Below are 25,612 nucleotides of genomic sequence, written 5' to 3' on the forward strand. Positions count from 1 at the left end.
AGCCCCATAGGCGCGGGCGGTGGGTTCCTCATTCCGCGAGACCCCAGATGCAGACCTTCGACGAAAAAGTGGATACCGCTGTTTACGCCGCCTTCATGGCTCTTGGCCTTTCGGTGGCCACGAATATGGAGCTGGCGATCCGGCTCAACGACTTCATCACCCAGGAATTCCAATTCGTCGTGTCAGATGATGACGACAACGGAGACGCAAGGCTTGCCGGCGGGCCCGGAGGCCGGGCCGATGACTGAGCAGGAGCAAACCGTCATCCTTGAAGCGCGCGAGATTCTTGCGCGCTATTTCAACCAGAACCCGATGCTGACCTCCTGGCAGGCTGTGCTGGACTACTGTGCCCTGGCCGTCCGCGGCGAGGTCGAATGCTTTCACGTACTCTACCTGGACCGGAAAAACCGGCTGATTTCCGATGTTAGGGTCTCGGTCGGCACGGTCGATCATGTGCCGGTCTATCCGCGTGAGGTTCTGAAGCGCGCCCTGCTGATGAACGCGTCGGCACTGATCCTGGTCCACAATCACCCCAGTGGTGATCCCGAGCCTTCGGACGCTGACCTGAAAATGACGAAGGAGATCCAGAAGGGCTGCAAAACGCTGGGTCTTACCCTGCATGACCACATCATCGTGGGTGCTGGCAGGGAAATCAGCCTGCGGGCACGGGGGGATATCTGAGCATGCCCCGTCGGGCTGTAAAAAGAAAGCCCCGGCGGTACGCTTGGCAAGGACCTGCCGGGGGAACAATATTGCTATCCCTCGCGGCAAGGCACTGGTCAAGGGAATGCCACCGCCGGGCGCTTCCACGCGCATATCTCGCACGAGCGGGGCCAATTCTGCCGCGGTTCGATGTTGCCGAGGCATCCCGCCGTTTCCTCATCCCTTCGGCCGAGTATGAACCCGGCCTGTTCGGGTTCGTCGTCGATCCCGCGCGGTATCAAGACCTGACCGACGGCGATGATTGACTGTCGGTACTGGCGATCTCGGCCGCGCGCGCCTGGTGCGCGGCCCGGAGGGAGAGGCGGGGTCGGGGTAAGGCGACGGGTCATGAGGTGGGAGAGAGGCTTCCGCTGCCTGTCGTGGAGACACCGTGATGTCCTATTCTGACTCAGCTGAAGGGTTTCGATCCGCCGGGCGGGTGCTGATCAACGAGGCCGTGGCTCACCTTCGACTGGCGCAGCGCCACCCTCTGACGGTCACCTGTACCGGCGAGGCGCGCTATCTCGATCCGGATCTCGATCAGTGGGCATTTGTGCGCAGCGTCTCCATCGGCACCTGTGACAGCCTGGCGGCAGGGATGTCGCTGGTGTCAACGCGCCTTGGAAGCGGCGACATCGCCTGTAGCGATGATCCGGCACTCCGCTTTACCCCGCAGCTGATCGCGGTGCTTGATCCCGATCAGGGGCTGGTGCTGGCTGGTGAGGTTGCAAATGGTGGCGTGACCTGGCTTCAACCCGTCGCAAGCAATGCTGAAGCGCGGGCGGTGGTCACGCTGGCCTGCCGCCAGCGAGCTGAAGCGCAGCATCTTGCTGATTTGGGTAAACATGCCGAAGCCCGTCGCTTTCGCAGGCAGGCGACCGCGACCGAAGGCCGCTTGGTCGATCCGTTCTGGCGCGCCGCTGCGCAACTGGCGCTCCTGCAGCGGAGGGCGGCGTGACGCCGGCGATCATATCGAGATCAAGGTCTATCGCTTCGATGAACTGTCGGGGGCCGCAAAAGACAATGCCCGGGCATGGTACCGTAAAGGCGCCTTTAATCACGACTGGTACGAGGCGATCTATGAGGATTTCCAGCGCATTGCAGAAATCCGCTGGGTTTGGCCAGGTAACCAGGTCACTAAAACGCATGTCCCTTGAAGCAACGCGGCTGCCGGGTTGCCCGGTCCGTCAGATCGCTTCGTTCACGGCAGCCAGGAACTGTTGCGTCCGCTCGAATTGCGGGCTGCCGAACAGCTCCGAAGGTGCGCCCTGTTCTTCGATATTGCCCTGATGGAAAAAGCAGATGCGGTCCGAGATGTCGCGGGCAAAGCCCATCTGATGAGTGACCATCAGCATGGTCAGGTTGTGCTTGCCGACCAGTTTGCGGATCACTTCCGTCACCTCGCCGGTCACCTCGGGGTCCAGCGCCGAGGTGACCTCGTCGAACAGCATCACCTTGGGCCGCATCGCCAGCGCGCGGGCGATGGCCACGCGCTGGCGATGCCCGCCCGACAGCCGCGCCGGGAACTCGTCGCGCTTGTCGATCATGCCGACCATCTCCAGCAATTCCTCGGCCCGGGCGATGGCCGCCGCTTTGGTCAGGCCAAGCACATGGATCGGCCCCTCGGCGCAGTTATCCAGCGCGCTCATATGCGGGAACAGGTTGAAATGCTGGAAGCACATGCCGATATTGGCCCGCTGCCGCTGCCGCTGCCGCTGCCGCTGCCGCTGCCGGTGCAGGTGCAGGTGCAGGTGATGGCGGTCGGCCGGCACCAACACGCCGTTCTTTTCCATATGGGTCAGCGGCTGGCCGTCGACATAGATGACGCCGGCGTCGATGGTCTCCAGCGTCATCAGCATCCGCAGCACGGTGGTCTTGCCTGACCCGGACGGGCCGATGATCGTCACCATCTCGCCTTCGGCGACATCGAGGCAGAGGTTGTCCAGCACCTTGAGGTCGCCATAGCTTTTTGAGATACCGCGAAAGCTGACCATCGGGCGGTCGTTGCCGGTCAGTTCCAGCGGAAATTCGGACAGATCGGTCATGGTGCACCTCCAAGTGTGCGGCGCAGCCGGGCATCCAGCACCCGCACCGCCTAGGCCAGCGGCAGCGAAATGCACAGGAAGATCACCCCGACCAGCGTGACAGGTTCGCCGCGCTGACCCGGGTCGCTGACCTGCTGAACGCGGACACTGACGCCGCCCCGATCTGGATTCCCGAGCGGTGCTGCCAGACCCGCCAGGCTGAGCTATCAGACGTTCTTCTCAGACGATTGCCCTGTCCGGGTGATATGCCGCCGCGGCTCCGCCAATTTACATTGCCCGCTGTGGGGTTGTCCTCATCTGTAAGATGAATTTCGACCCGCGGCCGCGCAAGGTGGACAGTTTCAACAGCGTCGAAAACGGTCGACACCGCAGGCGGGAACTCACATCATCCGGAACAGTTCAGTGATTGGGAAGCAGCCCATCTAATCGACCCTTCGCGCCGTGAACGGTGTAACTGTCCGGCACTGCATGTTCTGGAGTATGGCCTGCGCTGCCGCATCGGCGAGGCCTGACGAAATATCATACTCAAAGACACTCGAGCCGGTTACTTCGGTTGGGCTCACCAGGGCCAGCTGCCAGACGACGCTCGCCCCTGTCGTGTCGGCACCGTCCGAGAGTCGCTCATCCACGAGAACGCCGCGCCATGAATGGTCTCCTGTGGAAGTCCAGCTCACGTGGCCGACGGCCCCTGACATCAGCGTGCTGGGCGAAAACCATCCGCCCCAATTGATCTGGCGGGTCTCGCCGCTCATCTGACCCGGCACGGCCTGACCTGTCATTGCAAACAGGGGGCAGGCCGATGCGTCGGTAGCCCCTGTCGTTATGCGCCACATGCCGTCTTCGGGAATGAGCGGTGCCTCCAGCTGGATCGGACAGGAACCCGGCCCGCCAAAGGACGCATCGATCTGTGCAGGGGTTTGAGCCCGCCAACTATACTCATTCTCATACACGACAAGTGTCATGTCGCCCGCTCCCGGTGGATTGGGAGCGCCAAGGATGATTTCGACATCGGAAAGCGCCGTGCCTGGCACATGGCAGCTACAGCCTCCCTCCATGCACATGGCGATCTGGACCATCTGTGCCTGGGCCGCAGGGATGACGCCGAACGACAGGACCAGGCCGAAAGTGGCGGATGCGAGCTTGTTTCTCATGATTTCAGTCCTCCGACCGGTTGTTGAACAGCGCGCGCAGGACCACCTCCGGATCGCGCCCGCCGAGATCGACCGGGATGATGGCGCCCGGATCCGCGAAAGTCGCCGGAGCGGTGGTCGGCTGAGTAACTGATGCCTGATCACTTGCAGCTATGATGAACAGATCGGTGAATTCCGGGACAGCCATCACCTCGACCGGCAGGGGGCAGGCGGTCACCGGACCGGAATTGCCTACGCCCATGCGGCACTCTACCGGGCCAACGCTGACCACCAGTGCAGCGCATGGCGACATCAGCATCGGCGGGGTGAGCGCCTGACCGGCGTCGCTATAGGCGTCGATTTCCAGCACCACAGGGTCACCGGGATTGAGCGCCGGCGTGACGGGTTGCCCGTTTGCCGTGGCGCTGATCGGCGCGAACAGCGTGAAGGCTTCGCCCGACGGGTTCGCAAGTTCGGTGTTCAGGAAACAGCCAGTTCCGAATTGCTCGGCGGGCCGAATGGTTAAACGGATCGCACCGGTCGTCTCGGGGTATCGGGGCGCGGCCACGCCGTCCGCGCCTGACGCCGCGACCTGAAGCGAAGACGCAATTCCCTCAAACCCGATCTCCGCACCCATCCCCTGTCCATTGACCATGCAGAGCTGATTTGCGCCGACAGACCGGCAAGGGCCATTCGACTCCATCCATTGACGGGGGTTCAACTCCACGCTGATGACAGCGCCGAAATCTTCCGCAAAGAAGGTGGCAGTTGGCAGATCGGCGCGCGCCCCGCCAGCGGTTTCGTAGAAATACGGCTCGCTCATGGACCAGTTGTTGGGCAGGGTCAGGGAGATACCGGTTGCGGCATGATTTACCACGCAACCCGACGGATTGTCAGTGCAGTGAAAGGCCACCGGGTCCTCAACGGTGTCGGCAAATGCGGCGAGCGGAATCTCGAAATCGTTGCCGCCTGCCGGATCAATCGTAATAGTTCCTGCAAGCCGGATTCCAGCCGCCTCATTGATCCCCTCGACCTCGTAGGTGCCCCCCGGAGCCAGCCGGGTCGTGAAGGTTGGCAAAAGATCGTGGCTGGCAACGGCAACATCCATTTCCCGGATATCGGAGCGGATGGCCGACCACTGCACCCCGACATCACCGATCTCCAACGGCGTACGTAGGCGCACTGGTATGGTCTCGGACACAGTCGGATCGGGCGTTTCAGCGGATGTGGGCGAGCCGGTCATATCAACGAAATCGGCGGGTGCCGGACCATGCACGGCCGCGCGCATTTCGGCCAGCGAAGGGGGCTCATAGCCGCCAGGCCACATAACGACGCTCATGCCTTGCGCCCCTGAGGACAGGGTGCCCGCATAGCCGATGCCAAAAGGTGTGAGGTAGAGCGTCATGGGCTCCGGGATCGGCTCTCCCACCGTGAAAGTCATGCGCAACACCTCGCCTTCCAGCGTTGCGGATGTAAAGGTTCCTTCCCGTCCGGCCGCGTGTGGCCCGGCAAGACGTTCCCCGACCGTCCAGCTTCCGCCGATCGGACCGTTGGGTTGCGCCTGTTCAAGCGCGAGGGTCAGCAATTGGTCAGCCTCCGCCTGCACCTGATAGGGCGGCACACCGATAATCTGCCACGGTCCGTCAAGTGTCGCCGCCGATGCCTCATCCTCGGATGCGTCGACCGGGGGGATGACGAAATTGTTGTCCTGCCCGGGGTAGATTTCCACCTCGGCGCTGAACTCAACTTCGCCCGGTCCCGTGGTCGTGACGCGATAGCGGCCGGGCTCGAACGCGCCTTCGCCAACGACCATCTCCGAGATGGGCGCCCAGGCCTCCGGGTTCATGTCGGGATCGAGCGGAACCGCCGACCACCAGAGCGGGATCTGCGGGAAGGTGTCGGGGATACGGAACCTTGCCTCCACCATCGGCATGGCGTCCTGGCCCGGCGCGGCTTGCGTGGCCGCTGCGGCCTGCGCTGCGAGATCGGCTGTGGTGGTGAGTTCGGTGTCCTCGAACGGCACGCCGACACCAAACTCGCGGGAGAACAAGATTTCCTGCTGGTTGCCGGAGATGTAGCGAAGTTCGTAAATGCCGGGCTCTGCCGGTGCCCGCAGGCCCATGCTTTGGCTCTGCCGGTTGCTGTAGGGATAGCCCCAGCTCTCGAAATAGTCACTGGGTGCGGCACCAAGTTGCGCGATCACGATGCGCTCGCCCACCTGATTTGGGCCGCGCCAGGTGAAGTCGAACCGCGCTTCGGGCTCGACCGAACCGATGGCATCGAAGCCGTTGGAAGGGGGCACGACCTCGATGGGCTGGCGGGCGATCTCGGTGCCGGTTGCCGATGAAATCAGGACCAGTTCGTAAAATCCCGGCTCGGCCGGCGCGACGCGGGTGACGGGATTGTGAGGGGCGGACGAGCTGCCGCCGATGGTGCCGAAGCTGCCAGAGCCGGGCGCCCTGCTTTCGCCCGGGATGACGAAACCCATATAGTCGGTATAGCCCGCCTCGCCGGTCCAGCGGATCGTGTAGTTGAACCCCGCCTCGGCCTTGTCGCCGATGTCGAAGGCCGCCTCGGGCTCGGGAACCGGTGCCGGAGCGGGTTCGACGGCGGCGATCTGGTCAAGCGCATCGGCCAGTTCCTGCCCGGTCTGCGGGGTCAGCAGCAGCCCGCCGGTGGCATCGGCCACGCAGGCCATCGCCGCCGCCTCTTGCGAGGTCAGGCCAAAGCCGACGACATGCGCGCGGATGGCGATCCCTTCCTGCGCCAGTTGCGCGGCCAGCGCGCAGGGGTCGGCTTCGCAGGTTTCCAACCCGTCGGTGACAAGGATGATATCCGCGGATTCCGCCGTGGGCGGGATCATCGACGCGGCCAGCGAGAGGGAATCCGTGATCGGGGTCATTCCGCGCGGGTTCAGGCGGTTGAGTTGCGCCGAAAGTTCGGAAGGATCGCGAACGCCGACATCGGCAATCACCTGGATGTCAGAGCAGTCGCCGCGCCGGTTGTGGCCATAGGCGATGACGCCCAGCGGAACGCTGGTGTCGCGGCTGGCGAAGAAATCACCGATCACCTCGCGCGCGACCTCGACCTTGGTGACCCCGCCGTCAAGCTGCCCCCACATCGACCCCGAGGCGTCATAGATCAGGATCGAGGCGGTATCGGCCTGCTGCGCCGCTGCCGGAGGCGCGACCCCCGCCAGGGCGCTGATAGCAGCAATACAGCCGATGCGTGCCAGCCCGGTCAGCCGGCCATTTGTCCCCTTGTGGTGCGATGTCACGGTGTCGATCCTTCCTCAGGCAATTGTCCGGCAGGGCCGGCACCGGGCGCACCGCGCCCGCCAATGGCCTTGTCCTTGATCTTGTTGAATTGCTTTGAGACGCTCGACAGTTTCGCGTCCCATTCGGGGTTGGGCTGCTGTCCCTCGATGGTCCTGAAATAGACTTCCATCATGCAGGTGACGGCAAAGGGCTCGATCAGCGCCGCCTTGACCGCCCAGGCAAAGATCAGCGCGAAGACGAACCCGCCCGCCGACCATTGGCCGGGAATGAGCCAGACCAGAGCGGCGGCCGGGGCCAGCATCAACAGGAAGACCAGGAACGACAGCCCATAGACGATGATCGTCAGCCAGGCCGCGTTCCTGAGCATGGGCTGGTAGTTCTGCCCGTAGAGGACGAGTGCGCTGCGCGCCGACTGCCACGGATTGGTCGATCCGGTGCGAATGGCATAGGCGAGGATAACCTCGTCGATGAAGCCCACGGAAATGTTGAGAAAAGCGCGCAAGATCCCTGTCATCTGCCGCAAGCCGGGGATCGGCAGGAACGAGGCGATACCCTGGATGAGACCTGTCACCACGCGCAGCACGCCCTTGACCAGTTGGTCTATGGCAAAGAGCACACTGGCCTCACCAAAGCGTTGCCTGACCACGGCGGCCCCATGGGCCACCTGCGACTTGCCGGATGGCATGCCGCGCCCGTCAAGCAGCTCGACCAGCACTGCGATATGCCCGGCCTTGACGACATAGAGGACATACTCGCGCAGGATGTAGAGGACTCCGGCGGTCAGGCCGAAGCCGATTGCGCCGCCCCAGAAGATCGCCCCGGCCCGAAACCCCTCGTCACCGAGCGCGCCGATGCCCCAGCCGATCCCGGCACCCGTGCCGGTGACAATGACATAGGCCGCCGCCATGCCGAAATAGACGGCCATGCGCAGCGCGATGAAGGGCATGGTGCGGCCCATGAGGCCGAGAGAGCGGGAAACCGAAAAATCCCACATCACGTTTTAAACTGATCGTGGTGCGGGCATTCCTCGTTGAATGGCTTTGGCTCCATATCCGAACTCTCACCTGTAAATATGGTTCACCCTCATCAGCAGGAAAGGTGCGCTCAGGGTGCAGAGTAAGCGGGCGGGAATAGCTCGTCTTGGGGAGAGCGGATGTGAAACACGGGGTGAGCGGAACAGACTTTGGAAGCCTGTTCAGCGCAAACTTGCGAGCGCGCGCACGTCCTTCGGCGTCATACCATAGACGCGACGGAAGCGGGTGTTGAACCAGGACAGATCGCCGAACCCTGCACTCATGGCGATCCCGGCGATGCTGCTGCCCAGATTGCGCGGATCGCTCAGCAACCTATGGGCCAACGCCAGTCGCCGTGTGGCCACGAAATCCCCGAACGAGGTGCCTTCGGCTTCGAACAGGGAGCGCAGATAACGCGGGCTGATCCCGTGGCGGCGCGCCACCCCGTCCGCCGTCAATTCCGGCGAGGTCAATTGGCGCTCGACGTCCACCTTGATGGCCTTCAGCCTTGCGACCCGCACGCCGCGACCGGCAGCGACTTCCGCGGCCTCTCGCGTCGCACCAAGCGCCATCAATGCCAGATCCTGTACATGCGTTGCGCATTGCGCGGCCTCGACGGGCGCCAGCATCGCCAGTTCCTGATGCAGGCTGCGTGTATAGTTGAAAAACAGGCGCCATTGCGGCGTCAGCGGCGCAGTGCCGCGCAGCATAGCATTGAGTCCCAAGGTCGCGGTTGAGAGATGAACGCGCGGGACAGAAACATAAAACCCCTCGGTGGGTTCACCGTGAAACCGAAGGACGCCGGGAACCTCGCCCGGATCGGCATAGACGAGCCCCGAGCGCAGCTCGGTTCGTTCACCGCCCCGCTGTTCTATGGAACAGCTCCCCGCCAGCGGAATGTGGAACATCACATTGTCGTCGGTATCTGCGGCGTGGTTGGCGGTGCGAACTGCTGTCGAGGCGGAATGCCGTCCGTATCCGACAACCAGGTCTTGCATGACGCCGATGGACGTCTCTGATGTGAAGGACCGTGGATCGTCGGGGACAAAGTCGACTTTGGTGATAGCCGCGATGACGTTCTGAAACTCCTCCACACGCTGGGAAATCTCAAAGTCCTGCGAGCGCAGGGACAATATCGTCATGCGCCCTCCGAAACCGGCACGATGGCCCTGAATCCACTTCTCCTTCTAGGCCGTCATAGAGGCACATATAGACCTTCATGTCGAGCACGGCGTTCCCCGGCGATGAGATGGCGCCTTTGGGGCAGGGATAGGACCATCTGTCTTCCGACCAGATGATCAGCCTCGGCTCCATCAAGAAGACCGGGAGCGAGGACCCCTGAGAGATCGCCGCACCTTAGATGTGCAAGCCACGAGCGTGCGCATCGCTTCCGAGCTTTGGGTAAACGGCGAGAATGCACCCTCGGACCGGATTGTGGTTGACCGGGCGAAGATCGGCGCTGCCTTGTCAAAGCGCTTGATCGATGGTCGGGCGCTATCTGCACCTGAAGCTGGAAAGTCCGAGCTTCGCGCATCCGATCTACGCCAACCTCTTCGATGACAAGGATGGCGAGGGCTTGAGCTTGATCTGGTCGCGGTACAACCGCCGCTCGGGGAGTAGCCTTCCTATCCAGGGCCTCGGTCGACAGGCCTGGGCTATTGGCACTATGTGAAAAAACTAGCAGCGATACGGACAAAGCTGCCTTCCGTGATCAGCGTCCCCGTCCATTTTCCGCCTCCTCCCCGACGCTCTTTTGCGCGACCACGACTGTGCCACCGTTGAAATGAGCGGCAATGACATGACCCAGGGCAACGGCGGCTACGCAGAGAATAACCGACAAGGCAACGTTCAAAGATGCGCGGATCATGGCCCCACTGCGCATCAGTTCCAAGGTCTGCAAGCTAAACGATGAAAAAGTTGTATAGCCACCGCAGAGTCCGATCATCACGAACAGTCTCGTACTCTCCGGAACTGGATATCGTCCATGGGCCAGTGTTAGCGTTCCAAAAAGTCCGATGATGAACGAGCCCGAGACATTGATGAGGATCGTTCCCCACGGAAGGCCACGACTGATCGGTAGAGAGAGCAGTGTTTAACCGAGTTGATTTTCCGGAGATGCACCGTCTTGTCGGGTTCCTGACCTCTGAATGCTGCGCCGGTGTTGCGGTGCGCTCGTCGGAGGATGCGGCGTGAGATGCACGTGCTCTTTTTCTTGCTCTGAAACAACTGCAATTCCGGAGATTTGGTGATGACTGACACAACCTTCCCGACACCCGGCCTCCGGTCCACGCTGCGCCACCTATGGCAAGACCAGCGGGTTTGGCTCGCCTCGACGCTGATCCTTGCGGCGCTGGCGGTCTTCGACGCGTCCCAAGCCGCCGACAGCGCGCTCTTCGCGGGCACCGCGCTCCTGAACACGGCGCCGTTCCTGATCCTGTCGATCGCCATCGCTGCCTGGTCCAATGCGACTGGGGCTGACAACCTGATCGCCAAGGCCTTCACCGGCGCGCCGCTGCTGATGATCGGGCTGGGCGCGCTGGCGGGGGGCATCTCGCCCTTCTGCTCCTGCGGGGTGATCCCGCTGATCGCCGCACTTCTGGCGATGGGCGTGCCGCTCTCGGCGGTGATGGCCTTCTGGCTTGCCTCGCCGATCATGGACCCGTCGATGTTCGTGCTGACGGCGGGCGTGCTGGACCTCGAATTTGCGGTGGCCAAGACCCTCGCTGCCCTCGGGCTGGGCGTGTTCGGCGGCACGGTGGTGCACCTGATGATGAAGAGCGGCGCCTTTGCCGATCCGCTGCGCGATGGCATCGGCAACGGCGGCTGCGGCGGCGCGAAGATCCGCGCGCCGAAGCCAGTGGTCTGGCGGTTCTGGGCCGACCCTGACCGCCGGGCGAAGTTTGGCAAGACGGCGCTGACCACCACGCTGTTCCTCGCCAAGTGGCTGACGTTGGCCTTCATTCTCGAGAGCCTGATGCTGGCGTGGATCCCGGCAGAAACCGTAGCCGCCGTGCTCGGGGGCGAGGGCCTCATGCCCATTGTGATCGCAACGCTGGTGGGCGTGCCCGCCTATCTCAACGGCTACGCCGCGCTGCCGCTGGTCGGTGGGCTGATCGAGCAGGGCATGGCGCCGGGGGCAGGAATGGCCTTTCTCGTCGCGGGTGGCGTCACCTCGATCCCCGCGGCCATGTCGGTCTGGGCGCTGGCGCGACCACAGGTCTTTGCGGTCTATATCGGCCTGTCCCTGATTGGTGCTTTCGCATCGGGGCTGCTGTTCCAGCTCTGGACGCAGGTGGCATGAACACCAGCGGCGAGGCGCGTTGTCTCGCCGCTCCCTTCCAGATCGAAGCCCCATCATGATCCCAAGACTGTCTCCGGTGCGGCGAGGACTGATTGTCGCTGCCCTCGGCTCTTCCCTCACCGTCAGCTGGGCTTCGAGCTACTACATCCCCGCCGTTCTGGCTGTGCCCATGGCCGAAGACCTCGGCCTCTCGCCGGTCTGGGTGTTCGGTGCGTTTTCCATGGCGATGGTGGTTTCGGCTATGGTCGGGCCCTGGGCAGGAGCGCGCATCGACGGCTTTGGTGGGCGCGGTGTGCTGATGCTGTCGAACCTTGTCTTTGCGGCGGGTCTCGGGTTGCTCGCCGTGGCACCGTCGCCCCTCGTCCTTTTTGCGGGCTGGGCTGTCATCGGGCTGGGCATGGGGATCGGGCTTTACGAGGCGGGGTTTGCCACGCTGGCCGGGATCTACGGCAAGGACGCGCGCGGCCCGATCACCGGCATCACCCTGATCGCCGGGTTCGCGAGCACCGTGGGCTGGCCACTGTCGGGGCTGATGCTGGCGACCTGGGGCTGGCGCGAGGCCTGCATCGGCTGGGCCCTAATCCACCTGGCCGTGGCCTTGCCGCTGAACGCATGGCTGCCCAAGGGCACCAGGACGGTCACCGCAGAGGCGGCGCCCGTCGAAGAGGGGCCGCCGCCATCCCGAATTGCGCTCTGGCTGCTGGCCTTCGTCTTCGCCGCGACCTGGTTCAACTCGACCGCTATGGCCGCGCACCTGCCGGGGTTGCTTCAAGCCGCAGGGGCGAGCACGGCGGTCGCTATCGCGGCAGGCGCGCTGATTGGCCCGGCGCAGGTCGCGGCCCGGGTCCTGGAGTTCGGGCTGTTGCGCAGGGTGCATCCCCTGATTTCGACGCGGATTGCCGCGGCGGCGCATCCGGTTGCGGCGGTGGCGCTGGTGGGCTTTGGCGCGCCTGCGGCCTATGCCTTCACGCTCCTGCACGGGGCGGGGAACGGCATCCTGACCATTGCCAAGGGAACACTGCCGCTCGCTCTGTTTGGACCAGCGGGATACGGGCGTCGGATCGGCTGGCTCAACGCGCCCGCCCGCATCTTGCAGGCGGCCGCCCCGCTGATCTTTGGCGCTGCCCTGACAGCATGGGGCCTGCACGCCATCTGGTTGACTGCAGCAGTTGGTCTGCTGGCAACGATTGCGCTGCTCGTGCTCAGACGGACCTGAGCCGCCGGGCGGCCAGCCAACTGGCCAAAGCCATCAGGCCGGCCGTGGCGAGGCACGCCGTAAGCCCACCGAACTTGTAGCTGAGGCCCGAGAGCAGCGTGCCGATCAGCCGACCCGCCGCATTGGCCATGTAGTAGAACCCCACGTCCCGTGTGATCCTTTCTGCCGATCCGAAAGCCAGGATCAGGTAGGAATGAACCGAAGAGTTGATCGCGAAGACGAAGCCGAAAACCAAAAGTCCCCCTATGAGCGTCGCCGTCAGCCATTCCGCTGGGTCGCCGGCTACCCAGGTTGCTGCAGCAAGAGCAAACGGGATCGGGACGAGCAGCCCTGCCCAAAGGATCGCCTTTCGGGTGGTCTCGGCCTCGGGCTGACCCTTGCCACCCAAAAGTCGGGGGGCAAAGGCCTGCACTGCGCCGTAGGCGATGATCCAGAGCGCGAGGAAACTGCCGATAAGAAAGAATGCCTCTCGCCGGCCTTCGGGTGTGCCATCGGACAGGACCGCTTGGAAATAGACCGGGATGCCGACCACGAACCACACGTCGCGGGCGCCGAACAGGAACATACGTGCCAGCGAAAGCCGATTCACGCGCGGGTCCTTTGACCGCCAGCCACCCCAGGCCTCTTCGGATTTCATCCGCCCTGGCAGGCCTGCGGGCAGAAACAGCACTACGGCGATCAGGATCACCGCCAGCACGGCCGCCATGCCCCAGACCGCCGCCTGAAATCCCGCCAGCGCGAGCAGCGCCGCGCCGAGGAAGAAGCCCAGCCCCTTTACCGCGTTCTTCGACCCTGTAAGGAGCGCCACCCAGCGGAACAATCCGCCGTCCTCTTTGGGGGCTAGAAGCTTGACAGCGGATTTCGAGGACATCTTGGCAAGGTCCTTGGCCACGCCCGACACGCCCTGAACGGCCATCACGAAGGCGACCGATGCGGCGACACCCCATGTCGGATCAAGCTGTGCCAGCGCCACCAAAGCCCCGATCTGCAACGCGAGCCCGCCGTAAAGCGTGGCCGCCAAGCCAAAGCGCGCCGCCAGCCAGCCCGCAGCCAGGTTGGTGACGATGCCCGCGACTTCGTAGAGCAGGAACAGCCAGGCAAGCTGGATCGGCGTGAAGCCTAGGCTGTTGAAGTGCAAAAGCACCAGCATCCGCAGCGCGCCGTCCGACAGCATGAAGGCCCAGTAAGCCGCTGTCACGGCGGCATAGGCGCGGAGAGGATTCGGCGGCGGGGCGACGGGGCTTGCGGCGTCCGTCACAGCGAGCCTGCGACCATCCGCGCGATATCTGCAAGTCGGCAGGCATAGCCCCATTCATTGTCATACCAGGCGTAGATCTTCACTTGGGTGCCATTGATGACCATGGTGGACGGCCCATCGACGATGGAGGAGCGCGGATCGTTGGTGAAGTCGCAGGACACCAAAGGACGGGTTTCGAACCCAAGGATCCCCTTCAACGGCCCGTCAGCCGCGGCGGCGAACAGGGCATTTACCTCCTCGGCCGTGGTCGCCCGCTCCACCTCGAACACGCAATCCGTGAGGGACGCATTCAAGAGCGGGACGCGCACGGCATGGCCGTTCAGGCGGCCCTTGAGTTCGGGATAGATCAGCGTGATTGCCGTGGCGCTGCCCGTTGTCGTCGGGATGAGGTTCATCAGCGCCGACCGCGCGCGGCGCATGTCCTTGGCCGGACGATCCACGATGGTCTGGGTGTTGGTCACATCATGGATCGTGGTAATCGACCCGTGCCGGATCCCAAGACTTTCGTGGATAACCTTGACCACCGGTGCAAGGCAGTTCGTCGTGCAAGACGCGGCGGTCACAAGGGTCTGCGTGCCGTCATAAAGGCGATGGTTCACCCCATAGACGAGGTTCAGCGCGCCCCCATCCTTGACCGGGGCCGAAACGACCACCTTCTTCGCCCCTGCGGCGTAGTAGGGCGCCACCTTCGCGGCTGTCTTGAAGACGCCCGTGCAGTCGATCACCAGATCGACGCCCAGTTCCGCCAAGGGCAGCGCTTCGATGGTCTTTTCATGCGTCAGACGGATGGTCTGGCCGTTCAGGATCAGTGCGCCATCGCCTGCCGCGACCGGCGTGCGCCAGCGGCCATGGACGCTGTCGAATTCCATCAGCAGCGCATGCTGATCAGCATCGCCGACGGGATCGTTCAGGAGAACGATCTCGCCACCCGCGCCGGTATCGATCAAATCTCGCAGGACAAGCTTTCCGATCCGGCCGAGGCCGTTAAGAGCGATACGGGTCATGAAGATCAGGCCTTTGCGTGTGCGTCAGCGCCGATAGAGTCGACACGGGATTGGAGGGACATCCGGCTCAGCGACTCGAATGGCAGCTCGACGAAAGTCATGATCCGCCGGCGCAACGCCGCGTAGGTCTGGGCGAAAACCAGAGCCTTCTCTGCATCTGTTCCTGTTGCTTTCACCGGGTCGGGCAAACCCCAATGGCCAGTGATGGGCTGGCCGGGCCAGGGCGGGCATTCCTCGGCCGCTGCCGTGTCGCAGACGGTGAAGACGAAATCCATCACGATGCTGCCCGGCTGCTGGAACTCCGAAATATGCTTGGACCGCAGACCGGCGATGTCATGTCCGTTTCGCTTCAGGATTTCCAAAGCGAAGGGGTTCAATTCGCTGTTGGGCCGAGTGCCAGCAGAGAAAGCCTGAAACTTGCCCTTGCCCAGATCGCGCAGAAGCGCTTCAGCAAAGATCGAACGGGCAGAATTGCCCGAACAGATGAAAAGCACGTCGAAGTCGGTGTCGGGGATATTCGGGTCCATTTGGGTGGCGTCCTTTGGGGCGGAGAGCAAGGGGGCAAGGAGATCGGGCCGCGCACGGCCCACATCGAGGGCGAGGTAGCCGATCAATCCTTCCGTCGTGTCGAGATCGACAGCGTAGTAGAGCGACCGACCGGCCCGTGTGACCTGGACAAGACCCGACGCCGCAAAGTCAGCGAGGTGATGCGACAGCGTGTTCTGTTTCAGACCCAAAGCCTCGGCGATCTCGGTCGGCCGCACGCCTTGCGGCGCAAAGCGCATCAGCAAGCGGAAGACCGCCATCCGGCCGGGGTGGCCGAGCGTGGCGAAAGCGTGGATGGCGCGATTCTGTTCCATATTTCCCGATTAACGGAAATAAAAAACTGCGTCCAATGAAGGTTTCATGACATCAGACGCTCAGGCACCTGCGCTGATTGATCCAGATCACGGCAGTGATCGCCCGCCCATGCGCAGATGCGCATGAAGTGGAGCGCCGCCGATGATCCTAGCCGTTCTGTCTGCCCTTGCCGAACCGACCCGTCTTGAAGCCATGCGCTTGCTGGCGGATGGGTCGGAACACTGTGTCTGCGAGCTGATGCGAAAGCTGGGAGCCACCCAAAGCCGGATGTCGCGGCACATGCAGGTGCTGAAGCAGGCGGGGCTGGCGCTGGACCGTCGCGACGCGCAATGGGTGCGCTACCGGATCAGCCCGGAACTGTCGCCATCCCTCGCCCGTCTGGTCGAAGCTGCGCTCGAGCGGCCAATCATGGTCACGGAACGGGCAGCATGAGCGTGTTTGGCTGGCTGAACGACCAACTGCTGCGGATGACCTGGCTCAACGATCTGGTCGGCGCGGGCGTGGCGGCCGTCGGGCTGGACCCCGCCTCGCGCATTGGCGGGTCGGTGCAGTTCTTCGTCTATGACGTGATCAAGATCTTCATCCTGCTCTCGGTGCTGATCTTTGCGATCTCCTATGTGCAAAGCCATTTTCCGCCCGAACGCACGCGCGCCATGCTGGGCGGACGGTCCGGCCTTGGCGCCAATACGCTCGCGGCCCTTCTGGGCACGCTGACGCCCTTCTGTTCCTGTTCGTCAATCCCCTTGTTCATCGGCTTCACCGCCGCGGGCCTGCCTCTGGCAGTGACGTTCTCTTTCCTGATCTCCTCGCCGCTGGTGGATCTGGCCTCGGTCATCCTGCTGGCCTCGATCTTCAGCTGGCCCATCGCCCTCGCCTATGTGGCGGTCGGGCTGGTGGTAGCCATCGTGGGCGGGACGATCATCGGACGCTTGGGTATGGAGGGTCAGGTCGCGGATTTCGTCCGCACGGTCCCTGTCTCGGGCGAGGTGGCGACCATGACGCGGGGCGAGCGCTTGGCCTATGCGCGCGATCAGGTGATGGAGATTGTCCATCGGGTTTGGCCCTATGTGCTTGTCGGTGTGGGCATTGGTGCCGCGATCCACAACTGGGTGCTCGCAGACGTCATTTCGGCCATGCTCGGGCAAGACAAGTGGTGGTCGGTCCCCGTGGCGGTGCTGGTGGGCATCCCCATGTATGCCGATATCTTCGGCACCTTGCCGATCGCCGAGGCGCTGGTCGGCAAGGGCGTGGGTCTTGGCACGGTGCTGGCCTTCATGATGGCGGTGACGGCCCTGTCGTTGCCCTCGCTCATCATGCTCAAGCGGGTGGTGAAGATGCCGCTCCTCGTCACCTTCACCGGCGTCGTCACCCTTGGCATCCTGTCCATCGGGCTGATCTTCAACGCGATTTCCAACTGGTTCGTCTGAGAAAGGACCGCATCATGATCATCAAGATACTTGGCTCGGGCTGCAAGAAATGCGTCACCTTGGGCGAAAACGCCAAAGCCGCTGCGGCGGCTGCGGGCAAGCAGGCCGAGATCGTTAAGGTCACCGATTTCGCTGAAATCGCCGCCTATGGGGTGATGTCGACGCCGGGGCTGGTGGTGGACGAGAAGGTCGTCTCGACCGGCAAGGTGCTGACGGTGGAAGAAATCGGACGGCTCATTTGATGGAATATCGCGTCCACGCCCGCCGGATCGATGCGCATGGGAGCCTCGCCGTGGCCAAGGAGGCCGAAGTCACGCTCGACACCGATTTGGCGGGGCGGCGCGATGCGATGAACCCCGTGGAATTGCTGCTGGCGGCGCTGGCCGCTTGCATGCTGAAGGGTATCGAGCGGGTGACGCCGATGCTTAACTTCCAGATCAATGGCGCAGAGATTGCGCTGGAGGCGATCCGGCAGGACGCCCCGCCCAAGCTGACGCTGATCCGCTATGAGATTACAGTCGACAGTGCCGAGACGGACCAGCGGCTGGACCTTCTTCATCGCAACATCCTCAAATACGGCACGATCTCGAACACGCTGTCCGGCGCAGTGCCGATGGAAGGGACGCTGACCCGGAAGGTCTGACATCATGGCCCACGACCACACCCAAGATCATCGCCCGCCCACGGACCTTGGCCCCGCGTTCCGCTGGGCCGTAGGCCTGAACACGGGCTACGTGATCGTGGAAGGTGCAGCGGGCTGGATCACCGGATCGCTGGCCCTGCTGGCGGATGCCGCGCACAACCTGACCGACGTAGCCGGTCTGCTGATCGCCTGGGGGGCAGCGGTGCTGGCCAAGCGGGCGGTGACGGCACGGCATACCTGGGGTCTGGGGCGGGCCACGATCCTTGCCGCGCTGTTCAACGCCATCGCCATTCTGGTGGGTGTCGGTGCGGTGACGTGGGAGGCGGTGCAGCGGCTTTCTGACCCAGTCGCCGTGCCCGGCCTGACGGTGATGTTGGTCGCGCTGGTCGGGATCGGGGTGAACACGGGCTCTGCGCTCTTGTTCATGTCTTCACGCAAGGGCGATCTGAACGCGAAGGGCGCGTTCCTGCACATGGCGGCAGATGCAGCGGTTTCGGGCGCGGTTGTTCTGGCGGCGGTGGGAATCATGGTCACTGGCTGGGATTGGCTTGACCCCGCCGTGGCCATCGCGGTCAGCCTGCTGATCGCCGTTACCGCCGCCGGATTATTCCGCGAGGCGCCGCACCTGAGCCTTGATGGTGTGCCGTTCGAGATTGATCGTGCTGCCATTGCAGACTGGCTGGAGAGACAGGATGGCGTGCAGGGCCTGCACGACCTGCACATCTGGCCGCTGTCCACGATGCGCACCGCGCTGGCTGTGCATCTGGTCTGGCAGGGGGCCGACCCCGACGCCTTCATCGACCGGGTGACCGATGCCTTGGCCGAGGCGCATGGCATCGCCAATGTCACGCTGCAACTAGAGCGCCGCCCCTGCGACAGGGCGGCTTGATTCTGTCGCGGTCGAAGGGTTCACCCGCTTCATCAGGGCCTCAGCGAATTCCTAGCGGTCGAAATATCGGCTGGGCCTTTCTCACCGCAACATCTTGAAATACTGGACCATCTCGAACACCCTGTCATGAGCCGTGCCGCTGGAGGGAAGCCTGCGCCGCAAGGTGTGACAGGTTCATTTGGGGGCAGGCATGGTCGGATGGCCGCGGATTGTATTGGCTGGCGCGATCGTTGGCATTGTTGGCGGGCTGATCGGGCTTGGCGGGGCAGAGTTCCGTCTTCCGCTCTTGATCGGCATGTTCGGATTTGCAGCCCTTGATGCGGTGATCCTGAACAAGGCGACCAGTCTGATCGTGGTGGCCACAGCGCTGCCGTTCCGGGCGGGGACCGTGCCCCTTGATCAGGTGCTGGCCGAATGGCCGATCATCCTGAACCTACTGGCGGGAAGCCTTCTTGGCGCATGGATCGGCGCGGGGCTGGCCGTGCGGATGAAGTCCCGTACCCTTTATCGAGTACTGGCCGGGCTTCTGGTGCTGATCGCGGCAGTCCTGGCGCTCAGCCACAGCATGAGCCTTGCGCCCGCTGCCCTTATCACCGGACCTGCGCAGATCGTCGCGGGCCTTGTCGCAGGGTTCGGCATCGGCATCGTGGCTTCACTGATGGGCGTCGCGGGGGGTGAATTGCTGATCCCCACGCTGGTCCTTCTGTTCGGGATCGACCTGAAACTCGCAGGCAGCCTGTCGCTGGCGATCAGCCTGCCCACCATGCTGGTCGGGTTCGCCCGATACAGTCGCGACGACAGCTTCACGGTTCTAGCGCGCAATCAGGGCTTCGTGCTGTTCATGGCCTTGGGGTCAGTGATCGGCGTCGCTATCGGCGGCCAGCTTCTGGGGATCGTATCCGAGGTCGTGCTGCTGCCGGTGCTGGTCTCCATCCTGCTGGTATCCTCGGTCAAAGTATGGCGTCACGGCTGAGTCAGGTCGCGGCAGACAGATTCACACGCTTCATCAAGGCCTCGGCGGATTCCTTGCGTTCGGAATAGCGGTCCACAAGGTAGTCAGCCCGGTCGCGCGTCAGCAGGGTGAACTTCATCAGTTCCTCCATCACGTCCACGATCCGGTCATACAGGGACGACGGACGCATCCGCCCGTATTCGTCGAACTCCTGAAACGCCTTCGGGATCGAGGACTGGTTGGGGATCGTCAGCATCCGCATCCAGCGGCCAAGGACGCGCATCTGGTTCACCGCGTTGAAGCTCTGCGATCCGCCCGAGACTTGCATGATGGCCAGCGTCTTGCCCTGCGTCGGCCGCACCGCGCCGTCGGAGAGCGGGATCCAGTCGATCTGCGTCTTCATCAGCCCGGTCATGGCGCCGTGGCGCTCTGGCGACGACCAGACCATCCCCTCGCACCAGGATGCAAGATTGCGCAGCTCCCGCACCTTCGGGTGGGTCGCATCGACCCCGTCATCGACCAGCGGCAGGCCAGAGGGATTGAAGAAACGCACCTCGGCTCCAAGCCGGGTCAGGATCCTGGCCGCCTCCTCGGCTGCCAGCCTTGAAAAGCTGCGGGTGCGCAGCGAGCCGTATAAGATCAGGATCTTCGGAGGGTGGGCGGCGATTGGAGGAGATAAAAGCCGATTGCCGTCGATGCCGGGGAACAGTGCGTCGTCTATGTTGGGTGTATCGGTCATGAAGGAAACCTGTTGCGTGTGCGGTTAGCGAAGGCGACCAGCGTCAGCATCACCGGCACCTCGACCAGCACGCCCACGACCGTGGCGAGCGCGGCGCCCGAGTTCAGACCAAAGAGGCCGATGGCCACAGCCACCGCCAGTTCGAAGAAGTTCGACGTGCCGATCAGGGCGCAGGGGGCTGCCACCTTGTGGGGCAGCTTCCAAGCAAAGGCCCAGGCATAGCCGAGTGCGAAGATGCCATAGGACTGGATGATGATCGGCACGGCAATGAGCGCGATCAGCAGAGGCTGCGCGATGATCACTTGGCCCTGGAAGCCGAAGAGCAGCACAACGGTCAGCAAGAGGCCGAAGACCGAGGCGAGCTTGATCCGCGCCGTGAAGTCCGACACCGCCACTTCACCCCCGCGCGCCATCAAGGCTCGCCGTGTCAGTGCCCCGGCGATCAGCGGGATCACGATGTAGAGCACGACCGACAGGATCAGCGTCTCCCATGGCACCGAGATGTCGGTAACGCCCAACAAGAAGGCGACGATCGGCGCGAAGGCCACGACCATGATCAGGTCGTTCACGCTGACCTGCACCAGCGTGTAGTTCGGATCGCCCTTGGTCAGCTGCGACCAGACGAAGACCATCGCCGTGCAGGGCGCGGCACCCAGCAGGATAAGCCCCGCGATGTATTCCGGTGCCTTGGTCGGATCGATCAGCCCCGCGAACAGGTGGTTGAAGAACAGCACCGCCAGCGCGGCCATCGTAAAGGGCTTGATCAGCCAGTTGATGACCAGCGTGATGATGAGGCCCTTCGGTCGCCGCCCCACATCCTTCAGCGAACCGAAGTCGATGGCGATCATCATCGGATAGACCATTGCCCAGATCAGCACGGCCACGACCAAATTGACCGAGGCATATTCCAGCCCTGCGAGCGCAGTGAACAGGCCGGGCATAAGGTTGCCAAGCACAAGCCCCACAAGGATGCAAAGGGCGACCCAGAGGGTCAGCCAGCGTTCGAACAGGCTCATGCAGATTTCTTCTTTCCAGGAATGCAGCAGGCCCCTTCGGGCGGAGGGGTGAGACCCATGATCAAATCGGCGAGCGGTGCCAATGACGCCGGGTTCAGCGCATAGCAAATCCGGGGTCCGTCGATCTCGCCAGTGATCACGCCCGCGGACTTGAGGATACGGAGGTGTTCCGACACTGTTGACTGAGCAAGGCCGACTGCGCCCACGATATCGCCTCCGATGCAGCCTGGCGTGGCCTGAAGCAATCGTAGGATCCGGATCCGCGCCGGATGTGCGAGGGCCTTTGCCAAGGCGGCCGTCGTTGTCTCGTCCGTTGCCATCTGCGCGCTTTCCAAACTGCTAAGATTCCGTATATCGTCGATTTACGATTTCATCCGCCATTGGACAAGCAAGTTTGTGGCGCTTGAGATCGTAGGCGGCGCGCGGGAGACGCGCCCCGGGAGGAAAAGGATGAAAAGCAGGCGTCGCGCTTTGCTGATGGGGCTGGCGGCCGCGGCCGCGCCCTTCGTCGTGACTCGAGGCTGGGCCCAGGGCCCGGCACCCTTCAGATTTGCTCTGACGCCAGTCTTTCTCGACAACGACGCGGCAGTCATTTCTGCCCTTCGCGCTGCTTTGGCCGAAGGCATGGGCCAAGACATCGAGCTCGTCCAGAGACGGACGTATCAGGAGATCTCGGGCGCGCTTCTCGACGGCTCCGTGGATGCCGCCTGGACATGCGGCTATCCCTATCTTCAGCACAAGACCGAACTTTCGCTGCTCGGCGTACCCGTCTGGCGAGGGCAGCCGCTTTACCAGTCCTATCTCATCGTCGCCCAGGATGATCCCGCGACCGCGCTATCGGACCTGCGTGGCGGCGCTCACGCCTTTTCGGACCCCGACAGCAACTCCGGTTTCCTCGTCACTGCGTCTGACCTCGCGCGGGATGGCCAAACCCCGGACCAGTTCTTTTCACGCGTCATCTTCACCTATGGCCACCGCAACGTGGTCCGGTCGGTGGCAGGCGGCCTGACGCGATCAGGCAGCGTGGATGGTTACGTCTGGGAGGCACTCAGTTCCGCGGAACCGGATCTGACAGCACGGACAAAGGTCATTGTGCGCTCGGAGTGGTTGCCCGGAAACCTTCTTCTCCGCGATCATGCTCGCTGCGACCGTCCTCTTCTGGCTATGAAACTCAATGAGTCTGGAACCTAATCAATGGGTCCTAACCATAGGCCGCCGATCGCAGCGATAGTTCGCAGTGAACACGACAAGGAGACTTTTGGCGCAACGGTCGCGGACAGATCAGGAGAACCAGATGTGCAACACGAACAATCGAGCTCGCGGCGTTGATTTGGACCTTACCGCGAACACCATGCGGGCTCGTAGCATCCGATAGCCACGCATCGCTCATGTGGTTTTCCGCAGGCTTCAGAGCTCCATGCGAACTCTCTTTCCCCCCGAAAGGAAGGAAAATCTCGCCAGAATTCTGCAGGTGTTCGGGTCATCCCAACCTTCTGTATTCGGCCCGGCCCGCTTCGCAGCGGGCCGAGGGGTATCAGGCCCGCACGACCAGTACGGGGATTGCGGAACGGGTGACAACCTCGGTTGCCTGACTGCCAAGCAACATCCGCTTTAGCCCGCGCCGCCCGTGAGAGGCCATACAGATGAGATCGCAACCAAGTGCCTCGGCGCGCTCTAAGATAGCATCAGCAGGCGTGGCATCGGGCACATGCAGGGCCGTTACAGAAACGCCCGCATGTCTCGCACGCTCTGCGGCGGCCTCAAGGATCCGCTCGGCCGTTTCACGCTGCGCCTGATCATAGCCCTCAAGCACCGCCACCGGCGTGTATGACCCGGCCCCCATCGCCGCTGCTACAATCGGAAAGGGTGGCGTCACTGTCAGGATCGTTACCGCAGCGCCGATGCAGGATGCCAATGTAAGGCCATGCTCAAGGCCAAGGCCCGCGTTCTCAGAGCCATCGGTGGTGATAAGGATGTGCTTATACATGAGAAACCTCTTGAGGTTGGGAGGAGGGATGCGAGGGCGCTTTTCGCGCCGCACCGAGATCATTGCGGATCGGATCAGCAAGGAGCCGTAAGCCGTTTAGGACCACGAGAACGGTGCCCCCCTCATGACCGATGACGGCAAGCGGCAAGGGTAGGTCGAAGAAGAGCGCTGAGATCACCAAAAGCACCATCATCGCCAGAGCAAAGCCAAGGTTCTGCCGGATGATCCGGCGTGTGCGCAAAGCGAGCTTCCGCGCGGCGGCAAGGCGCGTCATGTCCTCGGACAGCAGGGCGACATCCGCGGCCTGCAGCGCCACCTCGCTGCCCGCGACCCCCATAGCGACGCCGACATCCGCCCGGGCAAGGGCTGCGGCATCGTTCACCCCGTCGCCGACGAAGGCCGTTCGGCCTTTTTCCGCAAGCGCGGCAACCAGCCTCACTTTGTCCTCAGGCAAGAGCTCGGCGTTGATTTCCGCATCTGAAAAGCCAAGCTCCCGCCCGATCCGCTCGGCGACCGGGCGGCGATCCCCGGTCATCAGGGCCAGATGCGCCACCCCCGCCGCACGCAGTTGCGAAAGCCCGGCGGCAGAGCTTGGCCGCGGGCGGTCTGCCACCGTAACACCACCGATCAGCTGCGCGCCGCGGCCGATCCAGGTGACGGTTTGGGCAGTGGCCTTCAGCCGCTGAGCCCCGGCGGTATCGGCACGTGCCCCCATCCGCTCCAGCATCCGCTGGTTTCCGGCCCAGATCGGCCCCTCTTCGTCGATCCCGGTGATGCCTTCACTCGGATGGGTCACCACATCCCGAATGGCGGCGGGGGCAAGCCCCTCGGCCTCTGCCCGGCGCCGGATCGCGGCGGCGATCGGATGCTCGGACTGCGCCTCCAAACCCGAGAGCAGCGCCAGCATGCGCCCCTCGGGGATCTCTGAGGTGAGGTCGGTGACCTCTGCAACTCCGGTGGTCAGGGTGCCGGTTTTGTCAAAGGAAAAGCTCTTCACTTCTGCCAAGGCTTCAAGCGCCGCGCCACCTTTGAACAACACGCCGCCCCGTGCCGCAGCCGCCAGCGCCGACAGCATGGCGGCGGGCACCGAGATCACCACGGCGCAAGGGCTTGCCGCCACCAACAGCACCGCAGCGCGGTAGAGGGCGTCGGAGGCGGAAGCCCCCATCCCCCAGAGAACAACAAACGCCAGCGTGGCCCCCAAAAGCACGGCCACGGTGTAGCGCTGCCCGAACCAGGCGCTGAAGGTCTCGGACGGCGCGCGGGCGGCTTGGGCCTCGGTCACCATGTCGATCATCCGCGCCACGGTGCTGCTTTCGACGGTGGCGCTTGCGCGCATGGTCAGCACGGAATTGAGGTTGACCGTCGCCTCGAAAAGCTTCGCGCCGGGCGCTTTCGAGACGGGCATCGACTCTCCGGTGATCGTCGCCTCGTCGACCGTGCCTTCGCCGGTGACAAGCACGCCATCCACGGGCACGCGCGAGCCCGGACGCAGGACAAGCAAATCCCCCTCGCGAAGCGCCACGACGGGGATTTCCTCTGTCGCGCCCGTGGCGCTCAGCCGCAGCGCAGTCTCGGGGCGCAGCGCCATCAGCGCCTCGATCGCGCGGCGGGCGCGGCCCATAGCGCGATGCTCCAGCGTGCCCGAAATGCTGAAGAGCGTGAGGAGAACCGCCCCCTCCAGCGGGGCGCCGACGGCAAGCGCGGCCAAAGCCGCGATGATCATCAACAGGTCGATGTCGAGCACGCGGTCCTTGAAAAGTGCACCAAGCGCGCGCAGCCCCGTCGGAAGCCCGGCCGCAAGATAGACAAGTGCAAGCCCTGCCGTGAGCCAGATCCCCGGCAGCACGAAGGTGCCGAAGAAGGCGGCCGCCATGCCGAAACTCGCCGCGAGCGTGAGGGGAAGCATGAGGCGTTCTTCAAGACTTACAGGGGCGGTGCTGGGCATAGGAAGCTTCCTGTGTTGACACGCATGCGGCGGGTTCGGCGCATGAGGAGCCGATAATTCATTCCGTCCAACGTCGGCTATGACCCAGATCAATTGCAATGATCTGGGTCACCCTACATTGTTACCGGAAGTTTAAGGAAGTCGATGGCCTCGTAAGCGTTTCAATCCATCGAGCGCGGATGAGCGGTGAAGCCTTGGCGCGG

27 protein-coding genes and 1 pseudogene are annotated in these 25,612 nt (G+C 63.4%); 14 read left to right on the forward strand and 14 right to left on the reverse strand.

Annotated elements, in window-relative coordinates:
* The first annotated feature begins 47 nt into the window (after window positions 1-47).
* The 4 genes and pseudogenes from JC607_RS20260 to JC607_RS26185 form a co-directional block, all read left to right on the forward strand.
* Window positions 48-248, forward strand: a complete 201-nt coding sequence (locus tag JC607_RS20260) for a hypothetical protein (protein ID WP_198838645.1) — start codon at window positions 48-50, stop codon at window positions 246-248.
* Window positions 241-681: a RadC family protein gene (locus JC607_RS20265; RefSeq protein ID WP_198838646.1), complete on the forward strand. Its 441-nt coding sequence runs from the start codon at window positions 241-243 to the stop codon at window positions 679-681. Before JC607_RS20260 ends, JC607_RS20265 begins: the two co-directional genes overlap by 8 nt.
* A gap of 415 nt (window positions 682-1,096) precedes the next feature.
* Complete coding sequence (locus JC607_RS20270; protein WP_198838647.1) at window positions 1,097-1,660, forward strand: hypothetical protein; 564 nt, start codon at window positions 1,097-1,099, stop codon at window positions 1,658-1,660.
* 13 nt (window positions 1,661-1,673) lie between these two features.
* Window positions 1,674-1,811: pseudogene (locus JC607_RS26185) on the forward strand (antitoxin of toxin-antitoxin stability system); the annotation flags it as partial.
* Between the two features lie 78 nt (window positions 1,812-1,889).
* On the opposite strand, the gene ehuA reads toward JC607_RS26185, so the two are convergent.
* The 5 genes from ehuA to JC607_RS20295 form a co-directional block, all read right to left on the reverse strand.
* Entirely contained in the window at window positions 1,890-2,747 is an 858-nt protein-coding gene (gene ehuA, locus JC607_RS20275; protein WP_304612930.1) for an ectoine/hydroxyectoine ABC transporter ATP-binding protein EhuA, read from the reverse strand.
* A gap of 422 nt (window positions 2,748-3,169) precedes the next feature.
* Window positions 3,170-3,898, reverse strand: a complete 729-nt coding sequence (locus JC607_RS20280; protein WP_198838648.1) for a hypothetical protein — start codon at window positions 3,896-3,898, stop codon at window positions 3,170-3,172.
* Window positions 3,899-3,902: 4 nt separating this feature from the next.
* A complete protein-coding gene (locus JC607_RS20285) occupies window positions 3,903-7,154 on the reverse strand; it encodes a hypothetical protein (protein ID WP_198838649.1) in 3,252 nt (1,083 codons plus the stop codon).
* Entirely contained in the window at window positions 7,151-8,149 is a 999-nt protein-coding gene (locus JC607_RS20290) for a hypothetical protein (RefSeq protein ID WP_233093049.1), read from the reverse strand. The genes JC607_RS20285 and JC607_RS20290 overlap by 4 nt, the downstream gene beginning before the upstream one ends.
* A gap of 201 nt (window positions 8,150-8,350) precedes the next feature.
* Window positions 8,351-9,310: an AraC family transcriptional regulator gene (locus JC607_RS20295; RefSeq protein ID WP_198838651.1), complete on the reverse strand. Its 960-nt coding sequence runs from the start codon at window positions 9,308-9,310 to the stop codon at window positions 8,351-8,353.
* Window positions 9,311-9,651: 341 nt separating this feature from the next.
* On the opposite strand from JC607_RS20295, the gene JC607_RS25540 reads away from it, so the two are divergent.
* Window positions 9,652-9,840: a DUF736 family protein gene (locus JC607_RS25540; protein WP_233093046.1), complete on the forward strand. Its 189-nt coding sequence runs from the start codon at window positions 9,652-9,654 to the stop codon at window positions 9,838-9,840.
* Window positions 9,841-9,879: 39 nt separating this feature from the next.
* Here the strand turns inward: JC607_RS25540 and crcB are convergent, their stop codons facing one another.
* The gene (gene crcB, locus JC607_RS20305) at window positions 9,880-10,257 is read right to left on the reverse strand and encodes a fluoride efflux transporter CrcB (protein ID WP_198838669.1); all 378 of its coding nucleotides are present in this window, start codon (window positions 10,255-10,257) and stop codon (window positions 9,880-9,882) included.
* 159 nt (window positions 10,258-10,416) lie between these two features.
* On the opposite strand from crcB, the gene JC607_RS20310 reads away from it, so the two are divergent.
* Together JC607_RS20310 and JC607_RS20315 are read left to right on the forward strand one after the other, a co-directional pair.
* The gene (locus JC607_RS20310; RefSeq protein ID WP_198838652.1) at window positions 10,417-11,469 is read left to right on the forward strand and encodes a permease; all 1,053 of its coding nucleotides are present in this window, start codon (window positions 10,417-10,419) and stop codon (window positions 11,467-11,469) included.
* Between the two features lie 55 nt (window positions 11,470-11,524).
* The gene (locus JC607_RS20315; RefSeq protein WP_198838653.1) at window positions 11,525-12,685 is read left to right on the forward strand and encodes an MFS transporter; all 1,161 of its coding nucleotides are present in this window, start codon (window positions 11,525-11,527) and stop codon (window positions 12,683-12,685) included.
* On the opposite strand, the gene arsJ is transcribed toward JC607_RS20315, so the two are convergent.
* From arsJ to JC607_RS20330, 3 genes are read right to left on the reverse strand one after another with little or no spacing between them, the layout of a single operon-like run.
* Window positions 12,672-13,943, reverse strand: coding sequence for an organoarsenical effux MFS transporter ArsJ (gene arsJ, locus JC607_RS20320; protein WP_370584904.1), 1,272 nt, complete (start codon window positions 13,941-13,943; stop codon window positions 12,672-12,674). The genes JC607_RS20315 and arsJ overlap by 14 nt on opposite strands.
* Window positions 13,940-14,947 carry an ArsJ-associated glyceraldehyde-3-phosphate dehydrogenase gene (locus JC607_RS20325; protein WP_088234152.1) on the reverse strand — a complete coding sequence of 336 codons (1,008 nt, stop codon included), beginning with the start codon at window positions 14,945-14,947 and terminating at the stop codon, window positions 13,940-13,942. Before JC607_RS20325 ends, arsJ begins: the two co-directional genes overlap by 4 nt.
* A 5-nt stretch (window positions 14,948-14,952) precedes the next feature.
* Window positions 14,953-15,807: a helix-turn-helix domain-containing protein gene (locus JC607_RS20330; RefSeq protein ID WP_198838655.1), complete on the reverse strand. Its 855-nt coding sequence runs from the start codon at window positions 15,805-15,807 to the stop codon at window positions 14,953-14,955.
* Between the two features lie 142 nt (window positions 15,808-15,949).
* Here JC607_RS20330 and JC607_RS20335 point away from each other — a divergent pair, with 142 nt between their 5' ends.
* From JC607_RS20335 to JC607_RS20360, 6 genes are all read left to right on the forward strand, one after another.
* A complete protein-coding gene (locus tag JC607_RS20335) occupies window positions 15,950-16,240 on the forward strand; it encodes a metalloregulator ArsR/SmtB family transcription factor (RefSeq protein WP_198838656.1) in 291 nt (96 codons plus the stop codon).
* A complete protein-coding gene (locus tag JC607_RS20340) occupies window positions 16,237-17,235 on the forward strand; it encodes a permease (RefSeq protein ID WP_198838657.1) in 999 nt (332 codons plus the stop codon). Before JC607_RS20335 ends, JC607_RS20340 begins: the two co-directional genes overlap by 4 nt.
* A gap of 14 nt (window positions 17,236-17,249) precedes the next feature.
* Window positions 17,250-17,477, forward strand: a complete 228-nt coding sequence (locus tag JC607_RS20345; RefSeq protein WP_198838658.1) for a thioredoxin family protein — start codon at window positions 17,250-17,252, stop codon at window positions 17,475-17,477.
* Window positions 17,477-17,878, forward strand: coding sequence for an OsmC family protein (locus JC607_RS20350; RefSeq protein ID WP_198838659.1), 402 nt, complete (start codon window positions 17,477-17,479; stop codon window positions 17,876-17,878). Before JC607_RS20345 ends, JC607_RS20350 begins: the two co-directional genes overlap by 1 nt.
* Before the next feature lie 4 nt (window positions 17,879-17,882).
* Window positions 17,883-18,767 (forward strand): cation diffusion facilitator family transporter, encoded by an 885-nt coding sequence (locus tag JC607_RS20355; RefSeq protein WP_198838660.1) that lies wholly within the window; start codon window positions 17,883-17,885, stop codon window positions 18,765-18,767.
* A gap of 190 nt (window positions 18,768-18,957) precedes the next feature.
* Window positions 18,958-19,740: a sulfite exporter TauE/SafE family protein gene (locus JC607_RS20360; RefSeq protein ID WP_123130457.1), complete on the forward strand. Its 783-nt coding sequence runs from the start codon at window positions 18,958-18,960 to the stop codon at window positions 19,738-19,740.
* Between the two features lies 1 nt (window position 19,741).
* Here JC607_RS20360 and arsH read toward each other — a convergent pair whose 3' ends face one another.
* The 3 genes from arsH to JC607_RS20375 are packed head-to-tail and all read right to left on the reverse strand — an operon-like array spanning window position 19,742 to window position 21,794.
* Entirely contained in the window at window positions 19,742-20,458 is a 717-nt protein-coding gene (gene arsH, locus JC607_RS20365) for an arsenical resistance protein ArsH (RefSeq protein WP_123130458.1), read from the reverse strand.
* Complete coding sequence (gene arsB, locus JC607_RS20370) at window positions 20,455-21,474, reverse strand: ACR3 family arsenite efflux transporter (protein WP_198838661.1); 1,020 nt, start codon at window positions 21,472-21,474, stop codon at window positions 20,455-20,457. The genes arsH and arsB overlap by 4 nt, the downstream gene beginning before the upstream one ends.
* Window positions 21,471-21,794 carry a helix-turn-helix transcriptional regulator gene (locus JC607_RS20375; protein ID WP_123130460.1) on the reverse strand — a complete coding sequence of 108 codons (324 nt, stop codon included), beginning with the start codon at window positions 21,792-21,794 and terminating at the stop codon, window positions 21,471-21,473. Before JC607_RS20375 ends, arsB begins: the two co-directional genes overlap by 4 nt.
* A 130-nt stretch (window positions 21,795-21,924) precedes the next feature.
* On the opposite strand from JC607_RS20375, the gene JC607_RS20380 reads away from it, so the two are divergent.
* The gene (locus JC607_RS20380; protein ID WP_198838662.1) at window positions 21,925-22,665 is read left to right on the forward strand and encodes a PhnD/SsuA/transferrin family substrate-binding protein; all 741 of its coding nucleotides are present in this window, start codon (window positions 21,925-21,927) and stop codon (window positions 22,663-22,665) included.
* Window positions 22,666-23,008: 343 nt separating this feature from the next.
* On the opposite strand, the gene JC607_RS20385 is transcribed toward JC607_RS20380, so the two are convergent.
* Window positions 23,009-23,461, reverse strand: coding sequence for a universal stress protein (locus tag JC607_RS20385; RefSeq protein ID WP_124965255.1), 453 nt, complete (start codon window positions 23,459-23,461; stop codon window positions 23,009-23,011).
* The gene (locus JC607_RS20390; protein WP_233093047.1) at window positions 23,454-25,370 is read right to left on the reverse strand and encodes a heavy metal translocating P-type ATPase; all 1,917 of its coding nucleotides are present in this window, start codon (window positions 25,368-25,370) and stop codon (window positions 23,454-23,456) included. The genes JC607_RS20385 and JC607_RS20390 overlap by 8 nt, the downstream gene beginning before the upstream one ends.
* Window positions 25,371-25,612 lie beyond the last annotated feature (242 nt).

Source organism: Paracoccus sp. IB05 (genome assembly GCF_016405985.1).
Lineage (GTDB): Bacteria > Pseudomonadota > Alphaproteobacteria > Rhodobacterales > Rhodobacteraceae > Pseudogemmobacter.

Bases quoted from the DNA above. Each gene is read 5' to 3' on its own strand.
- JC607_RS20260 (WP_198838645.1), top strand. From the start codon at position 48: ATGCAGACCTTCGACGAAAAAGTGGATACCGCTGTTTACGCCGCCTTC.
- JC607_RS20265 (WP_198838646.1), top strand. From the start codon at position 241: ATGACTGAGCAGGAGCAAACCGTCATCCTTGAAGCGCGCGAGATTCTT.
- JC607_RS20270 (WP_198838647.1), top strand. From the start codon at position 1,097: ATGTCCTATTCTGACTCAGCTGAAGGGTTTCGATCCGCCGGGCGGGTG.
- ehuA (WP_304612930.1), bottom strand. From the start codon at position 2,747: ATGACCGATCTGTCCGAATTTCCGCTGGAACTGACCGGCAACGACCGC.
- JC607_RS20280 (WP_198838648.1), bottom strand. From the start codon at position 3,898: ATGAGAAACAAGCTCGCATCCGCCACTTTCGGCCTGGTCCTGTCGTTC.
- JC607_RS20290 (WP_233093049.1), bottom strand. From the start codon at position 8,149: ATGTGGGATTTTTCGGTTTCCCGCTCTCTCGGCCTCATGGGCCGCACC.
- JC607_RS20295 (WP_198838651.1), bottom strand. From the start codon at position 9,310: ATGACGATATTGTCCCTGCGCTCGCAGGACTTTGAGATTTCCCAGCGT.
- JC607_RS25540 (WP_233093046.1), top strand. From the start codon at position 9,652: ATGGTCGGGCGCTATCTGCACCTGAAGCTGGAAAGTCCGAGCTTCGCG.
- JC607_RS20310 (WP_198838652.1), top strand. From the start codon at position 10,417: ATGACTGACACAACCTTCCCGACACCCGGCCTCCGGTCCACGCTGCGC.
- JC607_RS20315 (WP_198838653.1), top strand. From the start codon at position 11,525: ATGATCCCAAGACTGTCTCCGGTGCGGCGAGGACTGATTGTCGCTGCC.
- JC607_RS20325 (WP_088234152.1), bottom strand. From the start codon at position 14,947: ATGACCCGTATCGCTCTTAACGGCCTCGGCCGGATCGGAAAGCTTGTC.
- JC607_RS20330 (WP_198838655.1), bottom strand. From the start codon at position 15,807: ATGGAACAGAATCGCGCCATCCACGCTTTCGCCACGCTCGGCCACCCC.
- JC607_RS20335 (WP_198838656.1), top strand. From the start codon at position 15,950: ATGATCCTAGCCGTTCTGTCTGCCCTTGCCGAACCGACCCGTCTTGAA.
- JC607_RS20340 (WP_198838657.1), top strand. From the start codon at position 16,237: ATGAGCGTGTTTGGCTGGCTGAACGACCAACTGCTGCGGATGACCTGG.
- JC607_RS20345 (WP_198838658.1), top strand. From the start codon at position 17,250: ATGATCATCAAGATACTTGGCTCGGGCTGCAAGAAATGCGTCACCTTG.
- JC607_RS20350 (WP_198838659.1), top strand. From the start codon at position 17,477: ATGGAATATCGCGTCCACGCCCGCCGGATCGATGCGCATGGGAGCCTC.
- JC607_RS20355 (WP_198838660.1), top strand. From the start codon at position 17,883: ATGGCCCACGACCACACCCAAGATCATCGCCCGCCCACGGACCTTGGC.
- JC607_RS20360 (WP_123130457.1), top strand. From the start codon at position 18,958: ATGGTCGGATGGCCGCGGATTGTATTGGCTGGCGCGATCGTTGGCATT.
- arsH (WP_123130458.1), bottom strand. From the start codon at position 20,458: ATGACCGATACACCCAACATAGACGACGCACTGTTCCCCGGCATCGAC.
- arsB (WP_198838661.1), bottom strand. From the start codon at position 21,474: ATGAGCCTGTTCGAACGCTGGCTGACCCTCTGGGTCGCCCTTTGCATC.
- JC607_RS20375 (WP_123130460.1), bottom strand. From the start codon at position 21,794: ATGGCAACGGACGAGACAACGACGGCCGCCTTGGCAAAGGCCCTCGCA.
- JC607_RS20380 (WP_198838662.1), top strand. From the start codon at position 21,925: ATGAAAAGCAGGCGTCGCGCTTTGCTGATGGGGCTGGCGGCCGCGGCC.
- JC607_RS20385 (WP_124965255.1), bottom strand. From the start codon at position 23,461: ATGTATAAGCACATCCTTATCACCACCGATGGCTCTGAGAACGCGGGC.
- JC607_RS20390 (WP_233093047.1), bottom strand. From the start codon at position 25,370: ATGCTTCCCCTCACGCTCGCGGCGAGTTTCGGCATGGCGGCCGCCTTC.